This is a genomic window from Streptomyces sp. NPDC091387 (genome assembly GCF_044756945.1).
Classification (GTDB): Bacteria; Actinomycetota; Actinomycetes; order Streptomycetales; family Streptomycetaceae; genus Streptomyces.
This window is the reverse complement of the sequence record NZ_JBIVTZ010000001.1, coordinates 140,360-158,111: the sequence shown is the minus strand read 5'-3', so window position 1 is coordinate 158,111 and position 17,752 is coordinate 140,360. Positions and strand designations below refer to the sequence as shown.

The window sequence follows — 17,752 nt, the reverse complement described above, 5'->3', positions numbered from 1 at the left end:
TCCCGCCGGCGGGAGCGTCACCCGGTGGTGCCGAGCTCCTTGGCGAACCAGTGCTCGGCGTACTGGTTGCGGCGGTGGAACGCCGGGACCTCCCGGTAGCCGTGCTTCGCGTACAGCCCGCGCGCCTCGACCAGGTCGTTACGGGTGTCGAGGCGGAGCGTCCGTACGCCGAGGTCCCGCGCCCGGCCCTCGACCGCCGCGAGCAGCAGCCCGCCGCCGCCCGTGCCGCGCACCTCGGGACGTACGAACACCCGGGTCAGCTCCGCGACCCCCGCGTCCGTCACGACCAGCCCGGCGCAGGCCGCCGCCCGCCCGTCGAACCGGCCGACGACGAACTCACCGGTGGGCGGAACGAGCCGTTCGGCGCCGTCGTCCGTGAGCCCCTCCTCGATCTCCTCGACCGTCGCGGGCCGCCCCCAGTAGCGGCTCGCGACCTCGTCGTAGTAGTCCCGGCGCAGCAGGGCGGCGTCGGGGGAGTCGAAGCGTTCGGGGGTCACGGTCCACGTCATTGGTTCATTCTGACTTCCGCACAGCTGTGCGGAGAAACGAATTGCTCGCAGGGGGCACCGGTGACGCAGGAGACGGGTTCGACGACGAGGGCCGTGGCGGTCCAGCGGCTCGGCGAGAGGTGGATACGGGAGCTGGCCGGGCCGGGCGGCGGGAGCTTCGTGTGCTCGCCGGCCGGGCTCTGGCTGGCCCTGGCCACGGTCGCGGCAGGAGCCCGCGGGGAGACCGCCGACGAGCTGCGGGCGGTGCTGGGGGTGGCGGAGCGGCAGGCCGCCGACGCGGTGACGGCCGGGGCGCGCGAGCTGGCGGCCACCGACGCGCTGGGGGTGGCGACCCGGGTGTGGACCCGGGTACCGGTCTACCGGAACTACCGGGAGGCGCTGGCGGACATCGGGTTCGGGCCGATGGACGCCAGCGGGGTCGACGCGTGGGTGCGGGAGGCCACCGGCGGTCTGATCGAGCGGCTGCCGCTGGACATCAGTGACGAGATGCTGCTGGTGCTCGTCAACGTGCTGGCACTGAAGGCGCGCTGGGACGAGCCGTTCGACCCCGGGGAGACCTGGGACCGGCCGTTCACCGACGCGGCCGGAGTGAGCCGTGCGGTCCCGACCATGTCCGCCACACGTGGGGCGTGGGACGGCTGGACGGTGCGCGGCACCCACGTCGTCGAGCTGCGCTGCCGCACCGAGCGCCCCGGCGGCGCCCCGGCGCGGGTCCGGCTGGTGCTGGGGGCGCCGGGCGCGGGAGCGGCGGACGTACTGCCCGCGGCCTGGGCGCCGCAGGCGCTGCGCACCCCGCTGGACGCGGACGTCCTGAGTATCGCCGTCCCGCGATTCACCTTGCGTACGAACGTTCAGGTCACCGAACAGCTGGCGGCCCTGGGCATCCGGGTCTCGACGAGCGCGGCCGCCGACTTCGGCTGGATGTCGCCCGAGCCGCTCATGATCTCCCAGGTGGTGCAGGAGGCCGTGGTGAAGGTCGCGGAGGAAGGCGTGCAGGCCGCCGCCGTGACCGTCATCGCCGCACCCGGGGGCATGGCGCCCGTGCGGCAGCGCTTCCTGCACATCGCCTTCGACCGCCCGTTCGGGATCGTGGTCCTGGACGGCAGCGGCGAGGTCCCGCTCTTCACGGGCTGGCAGGCGGACACCCCGGTGGAGGGCTGACCCCCGAGCTCACCGCAGGGGCGGCGGCACGGTGACCGACGGCGGCGGTGCGACCGGTCGCCGCCGCCGGGCCCGTACCACCAGCAGCAGCGCCGCGACCGCCGCCACCCCGGCACCGAGCAGCGACAGCACCCAGGCCGGGACGGGCCCCGCGGTCAGCAGCTCGTCGCGGTAGTACGTGGTCCGGTACGGGGTGTCGGAGGCCGCCGCCCGCAGCTCGTGGTCCCCGTCGATCAGCTCCGGCCGCGGGAACGCCTGGTCGATCGCCGTGACGAACACCGGCTTCCCGCCCGTCAGCGCCCCCAGGGCCGGGTACGCACGCCTCTCCTGCCCGGCGCCGACCCGCCCCGCGTAGGTCACCTCGGGCGGCGCGCCGCCGATCGCGCCGCGCGGCTCCGTCCGGTTCGCCGCCAGCACGTACAGCCCCAGCGACTGCGGCGTCGTGGCGAGCCGGGACAGCCGCATCGGGTAGACCGGCCCGTCGCCGGCGAAACGCAGCCGCAGCGGGTCGAGCCGGCCGAGCAGCGGGCCGCCCGGCTCCTGAGGGGCGAGACGGATCGCCACGTACTCCCACTTCTGGTCGACGTAGGGCCGGAGCGCCGTCGACAGCCGGTCCGGCAGCTCGAAGCCGTTCTCCGTCAGCCGGCCCTCCAGGGCCGCCGGGTCGGTCGCGGTCAGCCGGGCCACGTCGAACGGCCCGAGCCGCTCCCGGCCGACCACCCCGACGGGCGCGGCCGCCGAGGGGGCCGCACCGGAGCCGGACGCCCGGTCCGAACCGCCGAACGGCCAGTCCTTCGCGCGTGGCCAGAAGTAGCGCCGCGTCTCGTGGACCGGCGCGGTGAGGGTGACGAGCTCGGAGAAGACCGCGGCGTCGCCCAGCTCGACCGAGGCCCGGTGCGGCACGGGCATGATCCACGCCGCCGCCGGGGCGTTCCCGCGGACGGTGAGCCGCATCACGATCTGCTCGGTGCCGCCGGACCAGCTGACCACGGAGGTCTCCCGCTCGACCGTGACCCGACTGTTCCGGTCCACCACCATCGCCCCGCAGCCACAGGCGTACGCCGGTGCGATCAGCGAGCCGAGCTGGAGCGGCACCAGCATCATGAGCAGCGAGAGCGCGCGCACCGCCCACGCACGCGATCCGGCCCGTATCCCTTGCCCCGTTTGATCCGTCCCGGTCCACCCCATGTCCCGGCTCCTCCCCCGTCGGCCCTGGTCACGGGCTCAGACGTGGGCGCTGCCCGGCCGGTTCCGGCCGTCCGGTCCCGGCCCGATCGAACCTCCGGGCATTCTTTCGGACAAAAGCCGGATGACAGTCAGGCGAAGAGGGGGTTGATTGTGTCTACCTCATAGCGCAATGCGAAGGTTTCACAGCATGCCCGAATCGAGGGCCGGCACAAGACGGCGGGAGGGTCGGCGCAGCGTGGCGAATGCGGAGCACAGTGTGCGCGGAGATGCGACGGCAGGGACGAGGACCGGGGCGGCCCGGGTGGTTCTCTGGCTGGTTGTGGCCGCGTTGGCCGTCCGGCAGATGGCGGTGGTGCTGCGGCAGCCGCCTGGCGAACGGCTCACTGATCTGGAGACCTGGATCGGTGAGAACGGTGTGCTTCATGTGACGGGCTCGCTGTACGACACCGACCGGTTCACCGGCACCCCCTTCGCCGGGCTGGTGCTGAAGCCGCTCACCCGGACCGCGGAGCAGAGCCTCGGCGTCGCCTGGACCTTCGGTTCGCTGCTGCTGGTCGCCGCGCTCGGCGTCATCGCGGCACGGGCCCTGCCCGGCCCGGTCAACCGGCGTACGGCCCTGTTCGCGGCGCCCGTCGCGATCACCCTGCTGATGCTCTCGCTGCCGGTCCGCAACGCCCTCTACCTGGGCCAGACCAGCATCCTGCCGGTCCTCCTGGTACTCGTCGGCTGCTTCGTGGTCCGCGGGGAACGCGCCTCGGGCGTCCTGATCGGCATCGCGGCCGCGCTCCAGCCGACCGTGCTGCTGTTCGCCGCGCTGCTCTGGCTGACCGGGAGACGCCGGGCGGCGGTGACCGGTGTCTCCGCGTTCGCCGCCTGCACGGCACTGGCCTGGGCGGCGATGCCGCACGACTCGTGGACGTACTGGGTGCACCACGTCGCCGGGGCCGGACTCGGCGACCACGCGGACAGCCTCGCCAACCAGTCCCTGCACGGCGCACTGCTCCGGTTCGGGCTGGAGGGCCCGCTGGAGATCGCGCTCTTCGTGGTGCTGGCCGCGGCCGTCTGCTTCGTCGGACTGCGCCGCGCCGCACGGTACGCCCGCGACGGTCAGCTGCTGCTCGCCGTGGCCGTGACCGGCTGTGTCGCCGTCGCCGTCTCGCCGACGGCCTGGCAGCACCAGCTGCTGTGGGTGCTGCTCGCGGTCGTCGGCCGGGTCGGCACACGCGCCTCGGACCGGCTGGTGTGGCCGGCCGTCGTGGTCCTCGTGATCACGCTGCCCGGCAAGATGCTGCTGCCGAACATCGAGGCGGTGTTCCCGGTACGCGACAACGTGCTGCTGATCGCCGCGCTCGCGGCCGCGTGCCTCGCCCCGTTCCTGCCGCGCACCTCGCCGCGCTGGCAGCAGCCCGTCCCCACGGACTACGCGGCCCCGGTCCCCGCCCGCTGGAGCCGGGTGCCGCTGCTGCCGTTCTGGCGGCGGGTGCTCAGCCGGCCCAACCTGCTGCTGGAACTCCTGCTGATCAGGGTCGTCTACTCCGCGTACCAGCAGGTCAGGCTGGCCGCGACGGCCGGCCGTGCCACCGCCGAGCACCACGGACGGCAGATCCACGCGGTCGAGCAGTGGCTGCACATCGACATGGAGCACTGGGCCAACCACGCGGTCGTCAAGGTCGGCTGGCTGCGGGACTTCTTCGACTACTACTACTCGACGTTCCACTTCATCGTGCCGCTGACGATCCTCGGTGTGCTGTACGCACGCCGCCCCGCGGACTACCGCTGGGTGCGCAGCTCCATCGGCTTCGCCACGCTCCTGGCCCTGGTCGGGTTCTGGCTCTACCCGCTGGCGCCGCCGCGGCTGATGCCGGGGCTCGGGTTCATCGACACGGTCCACGGTGTCCAGGACTTCGCGAAGCCCGACTACGGCACGCTGACGGGAGTCACCAACCAGTACGCCGCGATGCCCTCGCTGCACTTCGGCTGGTCGCTGTGGTGCGGAGTGGTGATCGTGATGCTCGCGCCGAAGGTCTGGATGAAGCTGCTGGGCGTGCTGCACCCGCTGTTCACGGTCTCCGCGATCATCGCGACGGGCAACCACTGGGTGCTCGACGCGGTGGGCGGCGCGGCGGTGGTCGCACTCGGCTTCGGACTGACCTACGTGCTGTCCGGACCGCGCAGGCTCCAGGAGCCGGTGGTGAAGGGGGCGAAGGCCGGACCGCCGCCGCTCAAGCAGCCCCCGGTGGCCGGGCGGCCACCGGGCGGGACGCCGGTGCCGGAACCCGTGCCGACGGTGGAGGGCGAAGCGGTGGCCGGCAAGCCGTAGCCACCGCCCGCCACCCGAACGGCTCAGCGGGCCGGTCCCAGCGCCCAGGCGGCGAAGGACAGCGTGCCCATCGACACCACCGTGGAGGCCACCACGGAATTGCGGGCGAGGCCGGTGTCCAGGCCGTACTCACCGGCGTAGACGAAGGCGTTCTGCGCCGTCGGGAGCGCCGAGCAGAGCACCACGGCCAGCACCTGGTGGTCCGGCAGGCCCAGGAGCGGACCGGCGACGAGGAAGGCGACCAGGGGCTGCGCCAGTGTCTTCAGCGCGACCGCGGTCCCGACCTCCGCCCGGCCCGCGACGCGTCCGGTCCCGCCGGCCGGGCCGCCGTGCAGGGACAGGCCCAGGGTGACCAGGGCCGTCGGCACGGCCGCGGCGCCCAGCAGGTCGCAGGAGTGGGTGAGGGCGGCCGGCAGCCGCGGCCCGGTGGCGGAGACGGCGACTCCGAGCAGCGAGGCCATGATGACCGGATTGCGCACCGGCATGGTCAGTATCCGCCGCAGCCCGCCGCCGGGGCGCCCGCCGCCGGGTCCGCCGGCCGCCCGGGTCCCCGAGTCCAGCAGGGTCAGGATCACCGGTGAGACCAGCAGCACCTGGAACAGGATGACCTGCGCGACGAACGAGGCGTCGCCGAGCACCTGCACCGCCACCGGGATGCCCAGGTTGGCGGAGTTGACGTAGCCGGACGCCATGCCGCTGATCGCCCCGTCGGCCCTCCCGCGGCCGAAGAACCGCCGGGCCACCACGTATCCCGGAGCGGACACCAGCGCCGTGGCCGCCGCGAACGCCACCACCGACAGATGGGCGAAGTCGGCCGGCCGGGACCCCGACACCATGCCGAACAGGGCGGCGGGCATGGCGACATGGAAGACGAACCGGCCGAGCACCGCCTCTGCCTGCGTCCCCAGGAGGCCACTGCGGCCGACGGCGTATCCGGCAGCGGTCAGCATCCAGATCGGCGCGAAGGCGGAGAGCAGGGCGTGCATGTCGGCCATGATCCCGCCACGCCCGTCCGTCCCTCGCGCAAGGGTGCGGACGGGCGTACCGGAACCGGCCGAACAGGTCCCGCCCGGCGTCGCGTTCCGGCCGGCCTCAGCCGCTCGTGGTGCTCACCTGGAGCTGCTTGATGCCGTTGAGCCAGGCCGACCGGAGCCGCCGCGGATCGCTGACCAGCCGCAGGTCCGGCAGCACGTCCGCGATGGCGTTGAAGATCAGGTCGATCTCCATCACGGCAAGGGACTTGCCGAGGCAGAAGTGCGGGCCGCCGCCGCCGAAGCCGAGGTGCGGATTGGGATCGCGGGTGATGTCGAACTTCTCCGGGCTCTCGAAGACCTCGGGGTCGTTATTGGCCGAGGAGTAGAACAGCCCGACCCGGTCGCCCTTCTTGATCTGCTGACCGCCCAGTTCGAGATCCTGGGTGGCGGTCCGCTGGAAGGAGACCACGGGCGTCGCCCAGCGGACGATCTCCTCGGCGGTGGTCTCCGGCCGCTCGCGCTTGTAGAGCTCCCACTGCTCGGGATGGGTGAGGAAGGCGTGCATGCCGTGGCTGATGGCGTTGCGGGTGGTCTCGTTGCCGGCCACGGCGAGCAGGATGACGAAGAAGCCGAACTCGTCGGACAGCAGGTTGCCCTCGCCCTCGGCGGCGACCAGCTGGGAGACGATGTCCTTGGCCGGGCACTCCTTGCGCGCCGCCGCGAGGTTCATCGAGTACGAGACGAGCTCCATGGCCGCCTCGGCACCGATCTCCTCGGTGATCGCGTACTCCGGATCGTCGTACGAGGCCATCTTGTTGGACCAGTCGAAGATCCTGGTCCGGTCCTCCTGCGGTACACCGATCAGCTCGGCAATGGCCTGAAGCGGCAGTTCGACGGCGATGTTGTTGACGAAGTCGAACGAGCCGTCGTCGTCGGCGCCGGCCAGCGCCGTCTCGACGATCGAGCGCGCCCGGCTGCGCAGCGCCTGTTCCAGGGAGCGGACGGCGCGGGGGGTGAAGCCGCGCTGGACGATCTGGCGGACCCGGGTGTGCTCGGGCGGGTCCATGTTCAGCATGATCAGCTTCTGGACGTCGATCTGGTCGCGGCTGATCGTCTCGTTGAAGCGGATCACCGCGGTGTTGGTGTTCGACGAGAACAACTCGGGACGGGTCGACACGTACTTGACGTCCGCGTGCCGGGTGACGACCCAGTAGCCCGCGTCGTCGAAGCCGGAGATGCCGGCGGGCTGGGTGCACCACCAGACCGGCGCGGTCTCGCGCATCCGGGCGAACTCCGGGTGCGGTATGCGGGATTGGAGCAGGTCGGGATCGGTGAAGTCGAACCCTTCGGGCAGATGGGGGCAGGGCATCGGCAACTCCAGGTCGGTCCGAGAGCCGCCCGAGCGATGTCTGACGGCCCATCAGAAGTTGCCCGAAAGGTAGTAACGAGTTCTACAACTGACAAGAGGCGTGGCCGGATCTGTTGCGCGAGGCATCGGCGAACCCGGCCGGATTGCGGTGGGTCCTGCCTGTGAAGCGTGGGCAAGGTGCGTGCAAGCCCCTTGCGTACCGGGGGTAATCCTCATAAGACTGCACACAGAACTAGAACGCGTACTAGTTCCTTCCGTGGGCGCCGGGACGCCTCTGCGGAAGTGCGAGGAGAGGACGAGCTCATGGCCGCGGAACCCGTCATCGTCGAAGCCGTACGCACTCCCATCGGCAGGCGCGGAGGCGCGCTCGCCAATCTGCACCCCGCCTATCTGCTGGGTGAGACCTACCGTGAACTTCTCGGCCGGACCGGCATCCAGGCCGACTGCGTCGAACAGATCGTCGGCGGCACCGTCACCCACGCCGGCGAACAGTCCATGAACCCCGCGCGCAACGCCTGGCTCACCGTGGGGCTTCCGTACGAGACCGCCGCGACGACCGTGGACTGCCAGTGCGGCTCCTCGCAGCAGGCCTCCCACATGGTCGCCAACATGATCACGGCCGGAGTGATCGACGTCGGCATCAGCTGCGGGGTCGAGGCGATGTCGCGGGTACCGCTCGGCAGCGGCTCCAAGCACGGGCCGGGCAAGCCGTGGCCCGACGAGTGGAACGTCGACCTGCCCAACCAGTTCGAGGCCGCCGAGCGCATCGCCCGCAAGCGCGGTCTCACCCGCGCGGACGTCGACTCGTTCGGTCTCCTCTCGCAGGAGCGGGCGGCCGCCGCCTGGGCCGAGGAGCGCTTCAAACGGGAGACGTACGCGGTCCAGGTGCCCACCACGGAGGCGGAGCAGTCCGCCGGGCAGGGCATGTGGCGGCTGGTCGACCGCGACGAGGGGCTGCGCGACACCACGACGGAGGGGCTCGCCGGGCTCAAGCCGGTGATGCCCACCGCCATCCACACCGCGGGCAACTCCTCGCAGATATCCGACGGCGCCTGCGCGATCATGTGGGCGTCCAAGCGCATGGCGCGGGCACTCAAGCTCAAGCCGCGGGCCCGGATCGTGGCCCAGGCGCTGGTCGGCTCCGACCCGCACTTCCACCTCGACGGCCCCGTGGACGCCACCCGCGCGGTGCTCGGCAAGGCCGGGATGTCGCTCAAGGACATCGACATCGTGGAGATCAACGAGGCGTTCGCGTCGGTCGTGCTGAGCTGGGCCCAGGTCTTCGAACAGGATCTGGAGAAGGTCAACGTCAACGGCGGCGCCATCGCGCTCGGCCACCCCGTCGGCGCCACCGGGGCCCGGCTGATCACCACCGCCCTGCACGAACTGGAGCGCAGGGACAAGGAGTTCGCCCTGATCACCATGTGCGCGGGCGGGGCGCTCGCCACCGGAACGATCATCCAGCGGCTGTAGGAGCGGTGTGGGGGACGCCCCCGTCCGATGGTGCGCGGCCGACCTGGCGGAGCGGGGTGTCCGGGCGCCGGTGATCGACCAGGGGTCGACCAACCACAACGAGACGTTCCTGAAGTCGGGTCCGCGGATCGTGCGCTGGTTCGACGCCGCGGCGGCGCGGCGCTGAGTCAGCGCGCGGACGCCGACAACCCCGACCGCGTCGCGGTCGGGGTTGTCGGTCACTGCCGGTGGGAGTCCGGGCCGGCTCAGTACCAGCTGTTGGACTGCCAGAACGTCCAGGCGCCGCACGGGCTGCCGTAGCGGGAGTTCATGTAGTCCATGCCCCACTTGATCTGGGTGCTGGGGTTGGTCTTCCAGTCGGAGCCGGCGGACGCCATCTTGGAGCCGGGCAGGGCCTGGACCAGGCCGTAGGCGCCGGAGGAGGCGTTGGTGGCGCTCGGGTTCCAGCCGCTCTCGTGGCTGACGATGTTGCTGAAGCACTGGAACTGCGCCTCGTCACCGATCAGCTGCCGGGCCGTGTCCTGCGCACTGCCGCCGGCGGCGGCCGGTGCGGCCGTGGCGGAGGTCGCGCCCACGGCCACACCGCCGACGCTGAGGAGCACGGCGGCGCCGGCCATGACGGTCTTGCGACGGGCGTTGCGGGGCTTGGCGAGAAGGGTGCTGGCGAACGACACAGAGAACCTAACGTCGGGAACGGGTGAGTCGCCCGCCGGTCCGAATCCTGCCTGGCCCGGTGCTCGTTGACCGCTGTCCGTTCCGGTGGACGCTGCGGTGCTCGGCGACATCTCAAGTGTTAGCGGCGCTTTTCGACCACCGCAATGACCCCCGGTACGACCCCGCTTCGCACCCAGGACCCAAGGTCCCGAACCGCACCAAAACGCTTCATAGCAGGTCGGAGGGGATGGAACGGGGGCCCGCGTACCGTCCCCGCCGCTCCTATGGCGCGTAGTACAGGACCAAGGTCCTGTGGGTGCCCTCACTCCTCCGGGACGTCGAATGTGACCTGGGCCTCGAAGGCGGCGCGGCGGGTGGCCCTGCGCAGCGCCTTCAGCAGCGCCGCCCCGACGGTCAGCGTCAGTACGACGGTGAGCACGGCCCGGCCCAGGTCCCAGCCCAGCGAGGTGGCCGTGCAGTACGCGAGGAAGCGCACCAGGTTCTCGGACAGCGGGTCACCGGGATGGAAGGAGATACCCGAACCGAGGCCCGGCACGATCGTCCACCCGTACAGGTTCATGACCGTCCCGTACGCGAACGCCGCCACCGCCCCGTACACCGCCAGCATCAGCAGCTCGGCGCGCCCGCGCAGCCGGTCCGGTGCCGGCAGCAGGCCCGCCCCCATCGTGAACCAGCCCATCGACAGCATCTGGAAGGGCATCCACGGGCCCACCCCGCCGGTCAGCAGCGCGGACGCGAACATCGTCACCGAGCCGAGCACGAAGCCGAAGCCGGGCCCCAGCACCCGTCCGCTCAGCACCATCAGGAAGAACATCGGCTCAAGGCCCGCCGTGCCCGCTCCCAGCGGCCGCAGTGCCGCGCCGACCGCGGCCAGCACCCCCAGCATCGCCACCGCCTTCGCGTCGAGCCCGGCGTCCGCGATCATCGCGACCACCACCCCGACCAGCAGCGGCAGCAGTGCGGCGAACAGCCACGGCGCGTCCCGCGAGTGCGCGAGACCCGAGTCGGCCCCGGCCAGCAGCGGCCAGCCGAACGCGACCACACCGATCGCGCTGATCAGCACCAGCGCGGCGACGGCCCGCGGCCCGAGCCGCACCGGCCGCGCCCCGCGCCCGGTGATGCCGCTCATGCGGCGCCCCCCAGCGCCACGCGCACCTGCGTCACGGTCAGCCATTCCTGCGGGGCCAGGATCTTGGCGATCTGCGGGGCGAACCCCGGGGACGACACCACGACCTCCGGGGTCGGCCCGTCCGCCACCACCTCCCCGTCCGCGAGGATCACCACCCGGTGCGCCAGCTCGGCGGCCAGCTCCACATCGTGGGTGGCCAGCACGATCGCGTGGCCCTCGGCCGCCAGTGCGCGCAGCACCCCGACGAGCCGGGCCTTCGCCGCGTAGTCCAGGCCCCGGGTCGGCTCGTCCAGGAGCAGCAGCGGGGGCCGGGCGGTGAGCACGAGGGCGAGCGCCAGGGCGAGCCGCTGCCCCTCGGAGAGATCACGGGGGTGGGTGTCGTCCGGTACGCCGGGCAGCAGCTCCGACACCAGGGCCCGGCAGCTGCCCGGCGCGGCGCCCGCGTCGGTGTCCGCCGCCGCGCACTCGGCCGCGACCGTGTCCGCGTACAGCAGATCGCGCGGTTCCTGCGGTACGAGGCCGACCCGGCGCACCATCTCGCGCGGCGGGGTCCGGTGCGGGGTCCGGCCGCCGACCAGGACGCTGCCGGAGGTCGGCTCGACCATGCCGACGAGGGCGGCGAGCAGGGTGGACTTGCCCGCGCCGTTGCGTCCCATCAGGGCGACGGTCTCGCCGGGCGCGACGGTGAGCGTCACCAGGCGCAGCGCCTCGACCCGGCCGCGCCGCACCCCGAGGCGCTCGATCCGGGTGGTGGCGTCGGTGACGGGCCCGGGTGCGGCGCTCTCCCGCGGTCCCCGGCCGAACAGTCTGGCCAGGGCGCCCCGGCGCGCGGTGGGGCGGGGCGCGGCGGTCACCTCGGCCGGCGGCGTCGGCCCGGCCGCACCACCGACCGGTCCCGGCTCCACGCCGGCCAGCCGCTCCCGCATCCCCGAGGCCCGCCGCCGGGCGTCCCGCACCGAGAGCGGCAGCGGGTCCCAGCCCGCCAGCCGCCCGAGCGCCACGACCGGCGGATGCACCTCCGACACCGCCATGACCTCGGCGGGCGCGCCCATCACCGGGGCGGCGCCCGGCGCGGGCAGCAGGACGACCTGGTCGGCGTACTGCACGACGCGCTCCAGCCGGTGCTCGGCCATCAGGACCGTCGTCCCGAGGTCGTGGACGAGCCGCTGGAGCACCGCGAGGACCTCCTCGGCAGCCGCCGGGTCCAGCGCGGACGTCGGCTCGTCCAGCACCAGCACCCGGGGGTGCGGGGTGAGGACGGAGCCGATCGCGACCCGCTGCTGCTGGCCGCCGGAGAGCGTGGCGATCGGCCGGTCGCGCAGCCCGGCGAGGCCCAGCAGATCGAGGGTCTCCTCGACCCGCCGCCGCATCACGTCCGGGGCCAGCCCCAGCGACTCCATGCCGTACGCGAGCTCGTCCTCGACCGTGTCGGTCACGAAGTGGGAGAGCGGGTCCTGACCCACCGTGCCGACCAGATCGGCCAGCTCGCGGGGCTTGTGCGTGCGGGTGTCGCGCCCGCCGACGGTGACCCGTCCGGTCAGCCGGCCCCCGGTGAAGTGCGGTACCAGGCCCGACACGGCACCCAGCAAAGTCGACTTGCCGACCCCCGAAGGGCCGACGAGCAGCACCAGCTCACCTTCCGGAACGGTCAGGTCGACCCCCGACAGGGTGGGGCGCTCCGCGCCCTCGTACCGCACAGAAACATCGTCGAACCGGATCACACCTGCTCCTCGAAGCCTGTGGGGGAAGGCGGGACGGGCGCGACCAGCGCGGGCAGCAGACCGATCAGCACCGCGGCGGCGGGCCACAACGGCAGCACCGGCGCGGTCAGCGGTACGACGCCGGGGTGCAGCGCCGCCGGATCCGCGCCGCCCGCCCAGATCATCGCGGCCGCCACCGCGGCACCGGAGCCCGCGACCAGCCAGGCCCGCACACCCCACCGGTCGGGCCGGTAGCGGGTCCGTACCGAACGCGCCCCGCCCAGGCGCAGCCCGGCCATCGCCGCGACCAGCCCGGCGATCAGCAGCGGCAGCCCGTACACCGCGCCCTGCGCCGCCAGCAGCCCGTACGTACCGGCGCAGACACCGAGCAGCCCGCCGAGGGTGAGGACGTTCGTGGTGTGCCGGACTGCGGCCGGTACCCGCGCGGTACGCCCGTAGCCGCGCGCGTCCATCGAGGCCGCCACCGCGACCGACCGCTCCAGTGCCCCCTCCAGGACCGGCAGCCCGATCTGGAGGACGGCACCGACCCCGCCGGTCGGCCGGCCGCGCAGCCGCCGGGCGGTGCGCAGCCGCACCACGTCGGCGACCATGTTCGGCGCGAACGTCATCGCGACGACGACGGCCACCCCCGCCTCGTACAGCGCACCGGGCAGCGACTTCAGCAGCCGGGCCGGGTTGGCGAGGGAGTTCGCCGCGCCGACGCAGATCAGCAGGGTGGCCAGCTTCGCCCCGTCGTACAGCGCGAAGAGCAGCTGCTCGGCGGTGACCCGGCCGCCGATCCTGACGCCCTTCGCCCAGTCCGGCAGCGGCACCTCGGGCAGCGTGAACACCACGTGCGTGCCGGGGATCGGCGAGCCGAGGAAGACCGAGAAGAGCAGCCGCACCCCGATGACGAACAGCCCGATCTTGATGAACGCCCCGTAGGACCGGGCCCACGGCGCGTCCGTCCGGCGCGCGGCCACCACATACCCCGCCACGCCCACCAGCAGGCCGAGCAGCAGCGGGTTGGTCGTCCGGGACGCGGCGGTGGCGAGCCCCAGCGCCCACAGCCACCACGCCCCGGCGGGCAGCGCGTTGCTCCGGGTCGCGGCGGGCGCGCGCCAGGCGGGGACCGGGGAGCGGCCGGACGCCGCACGGCCCGCGGTGCCGGTCACCGGGTCCTCCCCGATGCGGGCCGTCGGGCCGCTCATCCGCGGCGGCGGCGGGCCTGCGCGACTGCGGCGATGCCGAGCAGAAGGACCGCGCCGACCCCGAAGAGCACCCCGGCGGACGGCCCGCCGCCGCCCGAACCGTCACTGCTGCCGGCGGCGGCGGACGCGGAGGTGGGCGTCGACGCGTCCGCCGTGGCCCGCGGACTGCTGTTCCCGTTCCCGGAGACCTGCTCACCGCACCCGGTGACCGGATAGCCGGAGATCGCGCAGAGCAGCGCGTCGCTTCCGTAACGCAGCGGCTTCGCGACCGACGCGAGCGCCACCGCGCTGCTCGCGTCCTTCGGGACCTGAGCGCACGCGGTGCGCGGCGGCGGCGGGGTCTCTCCGGCCGGAGCGTCGGCGGCGGTGCCTGAGTCGATGACGAGCGCGACGCGCTTGGTGCCGCTCTGGGCGGGGGTGCCCGCGCAGATCTCCGAGAAGTCGGGTGAGCGGCGCGGCTTCGTCGCGTCCTGGGAGTCGGCGCTCACGGCGAACCGGAAGCCCTGCACCGCGCCGTCGTCCGGCCGGACCAGGGACGGCCCCTGGGTGGCGTACGCCCACCCGCTGCCGGAACCCTCCCAGAAGGACCAGTAGCGGTAACCCGCCGCCTGGGCCGTGCCCGTGCCGAGCACGGCCAGGACGGTGCCCAGGACCACCAGCAGCGCGGTGGCCCTTCCACGTCTGCTCACAGCTGCTGGTTCTTCCGGCGGCCGCTGATCAGGAATCCGGCGCCCGCGCCGACGGCGAGCCCGATTCCGACGAACCACCAGACACCGCCGATCCCGTCCCCGTCGCCGCTGTCCTTCTTCTCCTCGTCCTTGGTGGCGCTGGCCGTCGGCTTCTTCACGGCGGCGGGTGCGGGCCCGGTCGCGTTCAGCTGTGCGACGAGGTCGGCGCCGCCGAAGTCGTGCACGTCGGCGCCGGCCGCGTGGGCGGCCATGACCAGCTGGGCGTAGGCGGCGGGGCCGCTCTGCTCGGCCCAGCCCGCGGAGTTCTTCGCCAGCCACTCGACGGACGCGGCGGCCTTGTCCTTGTGCCCGGCGGCGGACAGGGCGACGACCGCGTCGGCGGTGTTGCCGAAGTCGGGCTGCGGGGCGCTGTCCTCGGCCCCCGGCATCGGCGGCTGGTCGAGGTGACCGGTCTTCGCGAGGGCCCCGGCCAGGTAGGAGGCGCCGTTCTGGGCGGCCTGCTCCGGCTCCAGCGCGGCGCCCTTGTGGCAGCTGGGGTCCTTGACCGCGGCGTTGTCGCCGACGAGGAGCCCCTTGCCGAGCGAGCCGAGCACGCCCGCCGCGGTGGCGTCCCCGTTGGCGACGAGCTTGCCGGCCTTGTCGGGCTGGTAGGCGAACGCGCCGCCGTCCTTGCCGCCGCAGGGGATGGCGAAGGTGAGCAGGGCGGCGTACGGGGTCCTGCCGCCGTCCGTCGTCACGTCGCCGAGCTTCTGCCCGGCGCGGGCGAGGGCGCCGATCACGATCGAGGTGGAGTTCGCGTCACTGGCCCCGCCGGCGTTGTACCCCCAGCCGCCGTCGTCGTTCTGCACGGACTTCAGCCAGTGGACCCCGTTGGCGACGAGGTCCTTGTGCCCGCCGACCTCGTGCAGCGCCTGCACGGCGGCCGCCGTCGCATTCGTGTCGATCACGGTCTTCGCGTCGCACGGCACGGAGGGGTCGGGGCGGTACGCGGGGAACGCGCCGCTGTCGCACTGCTGCCCGACCAGCCAGTCCACCGCCTTCGCGGCGGGCGTGACGCCCACGGCCCGCTGCGAGACGAAGGCCAGCGACTGCCGCCACACCCCGTCGTACGTGGGGTCCGTCGTGCCGTACAGCCCCGAGGGCAGCGCCGCGGACGGCGAGGGGGAGGGGGACGGTGCGGCGACCGCGGCCGGGGCTGCGGCCGCACAGAGCACGGTGGCGGTGGCGGCGAGCGCGGCTGCGCTGCGGCGTACGGTCATGGCGGGCGGGGCCTCTCCTGGGGGAAACCGGGCACAGGCACACACAGGCACCAGGCTCCGGCTCCGTATACCTCGACGGTGCCGGCCACCGGGGTCCCGATGGCACGAGCCGGTCACGACACGGACAGGGCATTCCGGCTGGCCGCCGGAGAGGCGGCATACACGGTTGCGGGCCAGCGCCGGATTCGCACCGGCTTCCCCCTGAACGGGCATGATGACGACTCGCACACTCTACCGGGCGGGTACCGGGAGAGCCCGGGGCGGCCGGTTCGAGGCCGGGGAACCGCGCCGGTTCTCAGTGGCCGGCGGGCGGCTCGAAACAACCCGTCTCCGGGTAGGGTCCGTTGACCGAAACCTGGTAGTTGGTCTTCTGGGTGAACGCGGTGACGCAGGCGTCGCGACGGACGCGCAGGCCCACCCGCGCGCCCTCGGGAGTGACCTCCCGGCCGTTCTCGAAGCGCGCGGCCATCGCCTCGACCCGCAGGGTCCCGCCGGGCGACTTCCCGGTGGCGTTGGCACGCCCCACCTCGTAACCCAGCTCGACCAGCGCGGAGCGGACCGACTCCGGGTCCCAGACCTTCCGCTGCCACAGCCGCTTGAGCACCGGCTCGATGCGGTCGGCCTCCCGGCGGGCGTCCCTGGTGCTCGCGGCGGACATCTCGCCCGCGATCCGGAAACCGTTGTTCTCACGGTAGTGAGGGGCCCCGTCGCCGGCCCCCGGCTCGACATAGGGAGACCGCGAGGGGGGACTCGGGGTGCTCGTGCCCCGCTCGCCCGTGGCCCCGCCGCTCCCGCTTCCGCCGGTCGCGCCTGCCGTCGCGTGCTCCGTGCCGCAGCCGCCGAGCGTCAGGGCCGCGAGGACCACCAGAGCCGCCGCCACGGAACCCCTGCCGCGCGGTCCGGCCCCGCACCGTCCGGACGCACCCCTTCCCATGATCCCCTCCCGCACTTCCGTGAAGAGTCGCCGGCTCCCTGCGGTGGCCGGCGCGTCACACCGCCACGAAGGTCACCGGCTCGCTTCCCGTGACCGCCTCCGCGCGCCCCAGTTTCACCAGTCGGCGCAGATGCGCCTCGGCCTCGGAGACGGCGATGTTCCGTGATCCGTAAGGGATCTGCTCCCAGGGGCGGTTCCACTCCATCCGCTCGGCGAGCTGCCAGGGCGTGAGCGGTTCGGCCAGCAGGGACAGGAGGCCGGTGAGGCGTTCCTCGTGGTGGTCGAGGAGTTCCCGCACCCGGCCCGCCGCGTCCGGGAACGCGTGCTGGTGGGCGGGCAGCACCTCCGCGACGCCCAGCCGGCCGATCCGTTCCAGCGAGGCGAGGTAGTCCCCGAGCGGGTCGGTCTCGGTCGCGCTGTCCGGGTCCTCGTAGAGGCCGACGTGCGGGCTGATGCCGGGGAGCAGGTGGTCGCCGGAGAAGAGGCGGCCGCGGCCGGGCAGGTTGGCCGGGTGGTCCTCCTCCAGGTGGAGGCAGACATGGCCCGGGGTGTGGCCCGGGGTCCAGATCGCGCGCAGCTCGCGGCCGGCCAGGTCGAGGAGTTCGCCGGGCACGATCTCGCGGTCCGGGAGGGCGGCGCGCAGACCGGGCAGGGTGCGCATCCGGCCGCCCTTCTCGCGGGCGGCCAGGAGCGGGGCGATGTGGTCCTCGGGCGCGCCGACCGTGGCCAGCTTCGTCGCGAGGTACGACAGCCAGGTGCCCGGTTCTGACTCCCGGGTGCGGCGGACGATCGCCGTGTCGGCGGCGTGCATCGCGATCCAGGCCCCGGAGGCCTCGCGCACCTGGCCGGAGAGGCCGTGGTGGTCGGGGTGGTGGTGGGTGATGACGACGCCGTGGATATCGGCGATGTCCACGCCGACGGTCGTGAGCCCGGCCGTCAGGGTGTCCCAGGCCTCCGGGTCGTCCCAGCCCGTGTCGATCAGGACCGGCCCCCGGCCGGTGTCCAGGACATGGACCAGGGTGTGGCCCAACGGGTTGTCCGGGATGGGGACTTTGATGCTGTGGACGCCTCCACCGTGGTTCATCACCTGCGTCATGGACTCCCCATCTCTCCGCGGTCTCGGCGGCGTGCGGGGTACGGCCACGACGCGCCGCGTCCACT

General features: G+C 73.3%; 16 protein-coding genes and 1 riboswitch. Of the genes, 4 read left to right on the top strand and 12 right to left on the bottom strand.

Annotation, left to right across the window (positions count from 1 at the left end; all coding sequences use genetic code 11):
* Positions 1 to 17: 17 nt before the first annotated feature.
* Positions 18 to 509: a GNAT family N-acetyltransferase gene (locus ACIQM0_RS00780; RefSeq protein WP_401281962.1), complete on the bottom strand. Its 492-nt coding sequence runs from the start codon at positions 507 to 509 to the stop codon at positions 18 to 20.
* Positions 510 to 569: 60 nt separating this feature from the next.
* Here ACIQM0_RS00780 and ACIQM0_RS00775 point away from each other — a divergent pair, with 60 nt between their 5' ends.
* Positions 570 to 1,670: a serpin family protein gene (locus ACIQM0_RS00775; protein WP_401281960.1), complete on the top strand. Its 1,101-nt coding sequence runs from the start codon at positions 570 to 572 to the stop codon at positions 1,668 to 1,670.
* A gap of 9 nt (positions 1,671 to 1,679) precedes the next feature.
* On the opposite strand, the gene ACIQM0_RS00770 is transcribed toward ACIQM0_RS00775, so the two are convergent.
* A complete protein-coding gene (locus ACIQM0_RS00770; protein ID WP_401283350.1) occupies positions 1,680 to 2,771 on the bottom strand; it encodes a DUF2330 domain-containing protein in 1,092 nt (363 codons plus the stop codon).
* 274 nt (positions 2,772 to 3,045) lie between these two features.
* Between ACIQM0_RS00770 and ACIQM0_RS00765 the strand changes: the two genes are divergently transcribed.
* A complete protein-coding gene (locus ACIQM0_RS00765) occupies positions 3,046 to 5,178 on the top strand; it encodes a bifunctional glycosyltransferase 87/phosphatase PAP2 family protein (protein ID WP_401281957.1) in 2,133 nt (710 codons plus the stop codon).
* 23 nt (positions 5,179 to 5,201) lie between these two features.
* Here ACIQM0_RS00765 and ACIQM0_RS00760 read toward each other — a convergent pair whose 3' ends face one another.
* Positions 5,202 to 6,173 (bottom strand): AEC family transporter, encoded by a 972-nt coding sequence (locus tag ACIQM0_RS00760; RefSeq protein WP_401281954.1) that lies wholly within the window; start codon positions 6,171 to 6,173, stop codon positions 5,202 to 5,204.
* Positions 6,174 to 6,270: 97 nt separating this feature from the next.
* The gene (locus ACIQM0_RS00755) at positions 6,271 to 7,521 is read right to left on the bottom strand and encodes a cytochrome P450 (protein WP_401281951.1); all 1,251 of its coding nucleotides are present in this window, start codon (positions 7,519 to 7,521) and stop codon (positions 6,271 to 6,273) included.
* Between the two features lie 303 nt (positions 7,522 to 7,824).
* On the opposite strand from ACIQM0_RS00755, the gene ACIQM0_RS00750 reads away from it, so the two are divergent.
* On the top strand, positions 7,825 to 8,994 hold the full coding sequence (locus ACIQM0_RS00750; protein WP_401281948.1) for a steroid 3-ketoacyl-CoA thiolase: 1,170 nt from the start codon (positions 7,825 to 7,827) through the stop codon (positions 8,992 to 8,994).
* A gap of 7 nt (positions 8,995 to 9,001) precedes the next feature.
* Positions 9,002 to 9,160, top strand: a complete 159-nt coding sequence (locus ACIQM0_RS00745; protein ID WP_401281945.1) for a hypothetical protein — start codon at positions 9,002 to 9,004, stop codon at positions 9,158 to 9,160.
* A gap of 79 nt (positions 9,161 to 9,239) precedes the next feature.
* On the opposite strand, the gene ACIQM0_RS00740 is transcribed toward ACIQM0_RS00745, so the two are convergent.
* The 8 genes from ACIQM0_RS00740 to ACIQM0_RS00705 form a co-directional block, all read right to left on the bottom strand.
* Positions 9,240 to 9,668: a transglycosylase SLT domain-containing protein gene (locus ACIQM0_RS00740; RefSeq protein WP_401281942.1), complete on the bottom strand. Its 429-nt coding sequence runs from the start codon at positions 9,666 to 9,668 to the stop codon at positions 9,240 to 9,242.
* A 302-nt stretch (positions 9,669 to 9,970) separates the two neighbouring features.
* Entirely contained in the window at positions 9,971 to 10,798 is an 828-nt protein-coding gene (locus ACIQM0_RS00735) for an ECF transporter S component (RefSeq protein WP_401281939.1), read from the bottom strand.
* Complete coding sequence (locus tag ACIQM0_RS00730; RefSeq protein ID WP_401281936.1) at positions 10,795 to 12,519, bottom strand: ABC transporter ATP-binding protein; 1,725 nt, start codon at positions 12,517 to 12,519, stop codon at positions 10,795 to 10,797. Before ACIQM0_RS00730 ends, ACIQM0_RS00735 begins: the two co-directional genes overlap by 4 nt.
* Positions 12,516 to 13,709: an energy-coupling factor transporter transmembrane component T gene (locus ACIQM0_RS00725; RefSeq protein ID WP_401281933.1), complete on the bottom strand. Its 1,194-nt coding sequence runs from the start codon at positions 13,707 to 13,709 to the stop codon at positions 12,516 to 12,518. The genes ACIQM0_RS00730 and ACIQM0_RS00725 overlap by 4 nt, the downstream gene beginning before the upstream one ends.
* On the bottom strand, positions 13,706 to 14,398 hold the full coding sequence (locus tag ACIQM0_RS00720) for an SCO2322 family protein (protein WP_401281930.1): 693 nt from the start codon (positions 14,396 to 14,398) through the stop codon (positions 13,706 to 13,708). Before ACIQM0_RS00720 ends, ACIQM0_RS00725 begins: the two co-directional genes overlap by 4 nt.
* The gene (locus ACIQM0_RS00715) at positions 14,395 to 15,657 is read right to left on the bottom strand and encodes a prenyltransferase/squalene oxidase repeat-containing protein (RefSeq protein WP_401281927.1); all 1,263 of its coding nucleotides are present in this window, start codon (positions 15,655 to 15,657) and stop codon (positions 14,395 to 14,397) included. Before ACIQM0_RS00715 ends, ACIQM0_RS00720 begins: the two co-directional genes overlap by 4 nt.
* Before the next feature lie 127 nt (positions 15,658 to 15,784).
* A riboswitch (cobalamin riboswitch) is annotated at positions 15,785 to 15,860 on the bottom strand.
* A 92-nt stretch (positions 15,861 to 15,952) separates the two neighbouring features.
* Positions 15,953 to 16,537, bottom strand: coding sequence for a hypothetical protein (locus tag ACIQM0_RS00710; RefSeq protein ID WP_401281924.1), 585 nt, complete (start codon positions 16,535 to 16,537; stop codon positions 15,953 to 15,955).
* A 109-nt stretch (positions 16,538 to 16,646) separates the two neighbouring features.
* Positions 16,647 to 17,687, bottom strand: a complete 1,041-nt coding sequence (locus tag ACIQM0_RS00705; RefSeq protein WP_401281921.1) for an MBL fold metallo-hydrolase — start codon at positions 17,685 to 17,687, stop codon at positions 16,647 to 16,649.
* Between the last annotated feature and the right edge of the window lie 65 nt (positions 17,688 to 17,752).